We start from the raw sequence: 6,683 nt of genomic DNA on the forward strand, positions 1-6,683 counted from the left end.
GGCACCCGGGCTGACCTGTGACGTCTGGGGATCGGGGTGCGGCGTGTTGTCGAAGGTGGCCCGGACGGTCCCGCTGTCGCTCGTGACCTGACCCGCCAGGCCCTGGTCACGCCAGAAGGGCCGGGGATAGATGACGTTCACCTTGAGGATGCTGGCCATCGGGAACCGCTGGGTGAGCTGATCCCGCAGGAAGCCGTCCGGGCTCAGGTCGGAGAGTGGCGGGTCGTAGGCCACGCGGCCGGCCAGCGCCGGCGGGAGGGCCAGGATGGCGCGGCGCCCGGTCGCGCTGAAGCCGTCGCCTCTCGCCGTCACCGTCGCGCCCGCATGGTCGAGCGCCCGAACGGGGGCGTTCAGAACGAGGCTGTCGCCGAGCTGTGCAGCCATGGCGTTCGAGATGGCCTGGGATCCCCCCACGAAGCGGCTGTCCTGGGCACCGTCGGCAGTGTCGACGAGGTTGTCCAGCGTGCCCGCCGACGCGATGTAGTTGAGCAGCCACAGCAGCGAGATCTCCCGCGGCTCGACCGAGAGCACCTCCTCGACGGCCAGGGTCACCAGGTGGTTGGTGGACGCGTCGGGCGACGCCGGCGGCAGCAGGGTGCGGCGCATCCAGGACTCCACCGTCTCGCCGTCCCATTCGCTGGCCTGGGCCGAGCTCCACGGGGCAGCGGGATCGACGCCTCGCGCCATCTGGTTGAGCAGCCCGATCGCCAGCCCGGCGTTGGCAGTGCCGGGATCGGGCGGAATGCGGGTGGAGCTGCTGTAGCGCGTGGCCCCGACACCGTGCAGATAGTTGAGGTAGTCGCCGTTGTTGTAGGTCTTGAAGGTGCCGATGCCTAGCTCCGCGGCGAGGCCGAAGATGCGCGCCTGCGGCCAGTAGGCAGCCTGGGTCGGCAAGGTGGCGGTGGCCGGCTCGTTCGGGAGGGGTCCGACGAACTGCCCGCCCATCTCGACGACCCGGCCCGGGAAGCCGTTGGCACCGAGATCCTGGTTGAGCGTGCGACCACCTACGCGGTCGCGGGCCTCGAGCACGACGACCGAGAGCCCTTTGGCCCGCAGGGTCCGGGCCGCGACCAGGCCGGCGATCCCAGCGCCGACGACGACGACGTCAGCGCGACGGCTGCCCGAGGGCGCCGCGGTCGACTGGACGCCGGTAGGGCTCGCAGCGGCCACGGCGGGAGCCGGGCGGAGGGCGAGCCCGGCGCCGGCCGCCGCCATGCCCCCGAGCAGGGCGCGCCGGGACACACCCGTACGGCCGTTCTCGCCTTGTTCCTGAACGATCGGACTCATCCCCAGCCTTCCTGGCGTCAGACAGCGGGCGGCGGTCTTCGTCGCACCAGCAGGAGGGCGGTGTCGTCGTCACCGCCCACAACCTTCGCCATGGACTCGATGGCCTCGTCACACAGTCGGTCGAGCGACGTGCTGTCGCCGCTGAGCACGCCGGCAAGTGCCCCGATCCCGTCGTCGAGGTCGTGGCCGGGGGACTCGACCAGCCCGTCGGTGTAGAGCGCCAGGATGGCCTCTTCGGGCAGGGACCACACGTGCTCCTGGTAGCCGCCGACGCCAGTTCCGAGCGGCGGCCCCTGATCGGCCTCGAGGCTGCTCGTCACCCCGCCGGCGCGAGCGACCAGCGGCGGCATGTGTCCCGCGTTGGCGAACCGAAGGTGGCGGGTGGCCGGATCGAGCACTGCGTAGATGCAGGTGGCGATCTGGGATTCTCCGACGTCGATCATCAGCTCGTCCAGCGCCCGCAACAGCTCGCCGGGCGACAGTCCCAGCTTGGCGTAGGCCCGTACGGCCGTGCGGATCTGGCCCATGACGGCGGCGGCGTGCACGCCCCGACCCATCACGTCGCCCATCACCAGCCCGACGCCTCCCGAACGCGGCCGGATGACGTCGTACCAGTCACCACCGATCTCGGCGTGGTCGGTCGCCGGTACGTAACGGGCGGAGACCTCCAACTCGTCAACCGACGTCACGTCGGCCCGCGGCAGCATGCTGCGTTGGAGCGTGATGGCGATCTCCTGCGACTGGTGGAACCGGAGCCCGTGCTCGACGGCGACGTTGGCCCGAGCCGACAGCTGGTCCATCGTGCGCAGGTCGTCGCTGCTGTAGGCCGGTCGCTCGCCGCATGCGATGAAGAGAACGACGGCGACGACGTCACCGCCGGCGATCACCGGCACACCGACGATGGTGTGCGGCCGCTCCTCTGCGGGCCACGTACGCGGGCGCAGCGCCTGCGTCCATCCCGGTGCCGATTCCGCTCCGAGCCGGTGCATCGCCGGGGTGCGACGGCGCGCCGCCCTGGCGACCGGATCATCTCCTGGGAACCGGATGCTCACATCGGGCTCGGGACGAGCAGCCCGGAGGTCGAGGGTCGCGGCGAACGCCGCCGGCTCGGCCGTCACCTCCAGTCCGTCGTCGTAACCAGGCGCCGCTGGCAGCAGGAACACGGCGCAGATGTCGGCGATGGCGGGCACGACGACATCGGCCAGGGCTTGCAGCTTGGCCCCAGGGTCCAACGCCGCGTTCACCTCGGCCGTGACGGCGGACAGCAGCTCCAGCCGCTCGCGATCCCGGCGGGCGGCGCGCTCGGTCAGCTCCAGCTCGGTGATGTCCTCGGCGATCGCTCCCACACCGCACCTGGCGCCGTCGGAAGTGTCGATGGGGACATAGCTCATCCGCCACACCCGCGCCCGACCGTGATCGGGCCGGAGCTCGCCCTCGACGCGCTCGCCGAAGATCGGCTGACCGGTCTCGAGCACCCGGCGCAGCGATCGATCAACTCCGGACGCCAGGTCCGGGTGCACCTCGCGGACCGTTCGGCCGCACCGCTCACCTGAGGTGCCGCCGTCCATCGCCAGCAGGGCGTCGTTGACCCGGGCGAAGCGCAGGTCGGTGTCGAAGATCATGAGCCCGACAGGAAGGTCGCGGAACAGCGCGTCCAGCGCCGCGGGCGAGCCCGCGCCAATGGCGTCAGCGAGGGCGGCGTGGGGTGACGCCTCGCCGGTCATCGGCGTCTGTCGCTCCGGCCTGGCATCACAACGGCATGATGATCACGGCGTGTAAAGGTGGTCCCCATCCTCCCCGTCTCCTGACCCGGACTCACCCGTCCGGAGCTGGGCGCATACTTTAATACCTCGGTCACTGCTCCTGCATCAAGCTCTGTCGCGGCCGCGCTGCGTCATATCGTGGCCGGAGATGGACCGGATCGTCGTCGACGGCATGAACGTGATCGGCTCCCGACCTACGGGCTGGTGGCGCGACCGGCCGGCCGCAGCGCGGGACCTCTTCGGCCGCCTGCAACGCCTGGCTGCCGCCACCGGCGACGACGTGACGCTGGTGCTCGACGGGCGACCACAGCCCGACCTGCCCGAGGGCGCCCACCCCGGGGTGCGGGTCCTCTACGCCCGGCGGTCGGGCCCCGACGCCGCCGACGAGCGAATCCTCGAGCTCCTGGCCGAGGAGCCCGAACCCGGGTCGCTGCGGGTGTTCACCTCGGACCGCGTCCTCCGCGCCGAGGTACAGCGGCTCGGAGCGGTCGTGGATGGGGCGTCGACCCTTCTCGCACGCCTCGACCAGCTAGCCGGGTGAGCGTGCCGGGCGTGCCGGATGCTCCAAGTGCCCGGGGCGGGACCGCGGCAGGCGGCCTCCCGTAGGGGACATCCTCCGGCCCCGGCTACCCCAGGTCGCTTCGGACCTCTAGCCTGGTAGACACCGCAGTGGAAGGAGATGCGTGTGCTCGCCAATATCGCCGGGCCCGACCTCTTCATAGTCCTGGCCGTGGTCGCGCTGCTCTTCGGCGGGAGCCAGCTTCCGAAGCTGGCCCGCTCACTGGGATCGGCGTCCCACGAGTTCCGCAAGGGCGTCGAGGATGGTGGCCAAGCCGAGGACAACGCCGCGGACGACAAGGGCAAGGCCAAGGGGAAGGCCCCGGAAAAGGCCACGACGGAGGACAAGGGGCAGGCAAGTACCTAGGCGGTCCCAATCCGATCGGGCCCGCTCCGAACGAGCAGCGCTTCCGTTCGGGCTTCATCAGGGGGCCGAGTACGTCTTCGCCGTGCTCCTGGGCGAGACGTCCCTTCACATACGCGGGACCATGGGAAAGGTCCTCCTCGCCGCATCCGCCTATCTGGTGGCGGTGGCCCTGCTGTCCCGGGGCCCTCTCGGCCTGGCCCGCGTCATCGGGCCCCGGCTCCACCAGGCGCTCGATCTGGTGCTGGTCGTCGGCCTGGTCGTCTCGCCGGTCATCGCCCGCAACGATCTCGACGTGGCGGGGGTCATCGTGGCCGAGGCACTCGCCATCGTGCTCCTCCGGCTGGCCATTCGCACCCGCTACGTCCCGGCGGCTGCCCCCGTCCGCACGGTGAGAGCCGCCGCCCGGGCCGGTGCCGTGGCCAGGGAGCCGGGCCGGGCGGTGGTCTCCTCGGAGGAGGGCGGCGGGGCTGGAGCCCCAGCCGAGCTGATCGAGCCGACCGAGCCGGTCGAGTCCGTGGAGCCGACCGAGGCCGCGGAGCCGCCGGAGCCGGTGAAGACGCCCGCTGAGCAGCGCCCCGTGCCCACCACGGCCTGGACGCTGGGGGTCCTGGCTGCCCGGGCCCGCCGTCGGGCGCCGGGCGGCTCCGACCGTGCCCTCGGCAAGGGAGCTCGCAGCCTCGGCACGGCGCTGGGCCGCGCCAACCGGAAGCGAACTGACTGACGCGGCGGGCGCGCTAGGGCGCCGGCGCTACTGGTCGAACCACGTCTGCATGGTCTGGGCGAAGAACATGTCGCCGGTGAGCCTGAGCTTTCCCGACATGAAGGCCTGCATGCCGTCGACCTTGCCCGACACAAAGCGCACGAAGTCGGGCAGGGCCAGCCCCAGGGTGACCCGAGGGGAGTCGGCGGCGCCCTTGGCCACCGAGCACGCCCCGTCGTCCACCTTGAACTGATAGCTGCGGGTCCCGTCAGGAGCGGTGATGTCCCACTGGACGAGGGCGGACTGGCCGGCCGCCTTCTCGGGAAGGAACGCCTCCTCCATGCCATCGAAGATCTGGTCCAGCACGGTGTCGACGCCGGCCGCGGCGACGAACTCGTTGATCTCCTCGTCTGACCTACCCTCGACCAGCTCGGCCAGCTGCTCCCGGCCCAGCTGATTGGCGTTCTCGGCCACGGACATCCCTCCTGCTCGTCGCTAGCGCGCCGAATCCTAGGATCATGATCGTCAGCGCCACAACGGGCGGCGAGCCGATCGGGGGCCATCATGACCGACAGCGTCCTGGAGACGGCCGACCGGCTGTGGCGGGGCGAGGTGGACATCGCCGAACAGCAGGTGTTCTTCCCCGAGACCGCCGTGACCGAGATCGCCGACGACGTGGTCTTCGTGAACTCGTTCGCCAACGTCAGCGCCTTCGCCACTGGTGACGGCCTTGTGCTGGTGGACACGGGGAGCCCCTTCTTCGCCGCCGCCATTCACGACCAACTGAGACGGTGGTCACCCGACCGGCTGCACACGGCGATCTACTCGCACGGCCACATCGACCACGTCTTCGGCGTCGGTCCGTTCGAGGAGGACGCCCGGTCGAACAACTGGCCACCACCGATCGTGGTGAGCCACGAGGCTCTCCCCCCACGGTTCGACCGCTACGTGCTGACGGCCGGCTACAACGGCATCGTCAACCAGCGCCAGTTCCAGGCACCCGACCTGGTGTGGCCGACGAGCTACCGCTACCCCGACAACACCTATCGCGACGAGATGAGCCTCGAGATCGGCGGGGTGCTCTTCGAGCTGCATCACGACCGCGGGGAGACGGACGACCACACCTGGACTTGGATCCCCGAGCGCCGGGTGCTGTGCTGCGGCGACTTCTTCATCTGGGCTTCACCCAATGCGGGCAATCCCCAGAAGGTCCAGCGCTACCCGAGGGACTGGGCGGCGGCGCTGCGCAAGATGGCGGGCCTCGGTCCCGAGGTGCTCCTGCCCGGCCACGGCTTTCCGATCGTGGGCGCCGACCGGATCGAACGGGCCCTCACCGACACGGCCGAGCTGCTCGAGACCCTGCACGATCAGACCGTGGCCCTCATGAACCAGGGAGCCCGGCTCGACGAGATCATCCACACCGTCGCCGCTCCCCGCCACCTGCTCGAGCGGCCGTACCTCCACGCCGTCTATGACGAGCCCGAGTTCGTGGTCCGCAATACGTGGCGCCTCTACGGCGGCTGGTACGACGGCAATCCCGCCACCCTCAAGCCCGCCCCCGAGGCCGACCTGGCCAATGAGCTGGCCACCCTGGCCGGCGGGGCCCGCCGGCTGGCGGACCGGGCCCGGCAGCTCGCCGACGCCGGCGATCTCCGACTCGCCGGCCATCTGGCGGAGTCCGCGGCGCTCGCCGCTCCTGCGGATCCCGAGGTCCATCGGGCTCGAGCCGACGTGTTCGGGCGGCGAGCGGCCGGCGAGGACTCGGTCATGTCGAGGGGCATCTTCGCCTGGGCCGCCGCCGAATCGCGCCGCCTCGCGCAGGGGTGATTCGTTTCCCCATCGGTATCCCCCGGAAAGGCAGGGAGTGGGGCGAAAGGGGCGAATATACACACGTAATGTCTGGTGGCTCGCTCGCCCGTCGCGCCGGCGTGCTTGTAACCGTCTTCGCCCTGCTCCCGGCGCTGGCCTGGTCCTGCTCCGCCTCGGGCACTCCGTCGGCGCCCAACGA

At 70.9% G+C, this 6,683-nt stretch carries 7 protein-coding genes; 4 read left to right on the forward strand and 3 right to left on the reverse strand.

The window, feature by feature from the left end; all coding sequences use genetic code 11:
* Together VGF64_05655 and VGF64_05660 are read right to left on the reverse strand one after the other, a co-directional pair.
* A partial coding sequence (locus tag VGF64_05655) for an FAD-dependent oxidoreductase (GenBank protein ID HEY1634224.1) occupies positions 1-1,287 on the reverse strand: 1,287 nt, incomplete at its 3' end.
* Between the two features lie 17 nt (positions 1,288-1,304).
* A complete protein-coding gene (locus tag VGF64_05660) occupies positions 1,305-3,011 on the reverse strand; it encodes a SpoIIE family protein phosphatase (GenBank protein ID HEY1634225.1) in 1,707 nt (568 codons plus the stop codon).
* 187 nt (positions 3,012-3,198) lie between these two features.
* On the opposite strand from VGF64_05660, the gene VGF64_05665 reads away from it, so the two are divergent.
* The 3 genes from VGF64_05665 to VGF64_05675 all read left to right on the forward strand — a co-directional run bounded on the left by VGF64_05665 (position 3,199) and on the right by VGF64_05675 (position 4,696).
* On the forward strand, positions 3,199-3,591 hold the full coding sequence (locus VGF64_05665; protein HEY1634226.1) for an NYN domain-containing protein: 393 nt from the start codon (positions 3,199-3,201) through the stop codon (positions 3,589-3,591).
* A 138-nt stretch (positions 3,592-3,729) separates the two neighbouring features.
* The gene (locus tag VGF64_05670; protein HEY1634227.1) at positions 3,730-3,975 is read left to right on the forward strand and encodes a twin-arginine translocase TatA/TatE family subunit; all 246 of its coding nucleotides are present in this window, start codon (positions 3,730-3,732) and stop codon (positions 3,973-3,975) included.
* An 82-nt stretch (positions 3,976-4,057) separates the two neighbouring features.
* Complete coding sequence (locus VGF64_05675) at positions 4,058-4,696, forward strand: hypothetical protein (GenBank protein ID HEY1634228.1); 639 nt, start codon at positions 4,058-4,060, stop codon at positions 4,694-4,696.
* Between the two features lie 27 nt (positions 4,697-4,723).
* Here the strand turns inward: VGF64_05675 and VGF64_05680 are convergent, their stop codons facing one another.
* Complete coding sequence (locus VGF64_05680) at positions 4,724-5,155, reverse strand: SCP2 sterol-binding domain-containing protein (GenBank protein HEY1634229.1); 432 nt, start codon at positions 5,153-5,155, stop codon at positions 4,724-4,726.
* 84 nt (positions 5,156-5,239) lie between these two features.
* Here VGF64_05680 and VGF64_05685 point away from each other — a divergent pair, with 84 nt between their 5' ends.
* Positions 5,240-6,502 (forward strand): alkyl sulfatase dimerization domain-containing protein, encoded by a 1,263-nt coding sequence (locus tag VGF64_05685; protein ID HEY1634230.1) that lies wholly within the window; start codon positions 5,240-5,242, stop codon positions 6,500-6,502.
* The last annotated feature ends 181 nt before the right edge of the window (positions 6,503-6,683 follow it).

This window comes from Acidimicrobiales bacterium (assembly GCA_036491125.1).
Taxonomy (GTDB): domain Bacteria; phylum Actinomycetota; class Acidimicrobiia; order Acidimicrobiales; family AC-9; genus AC-9.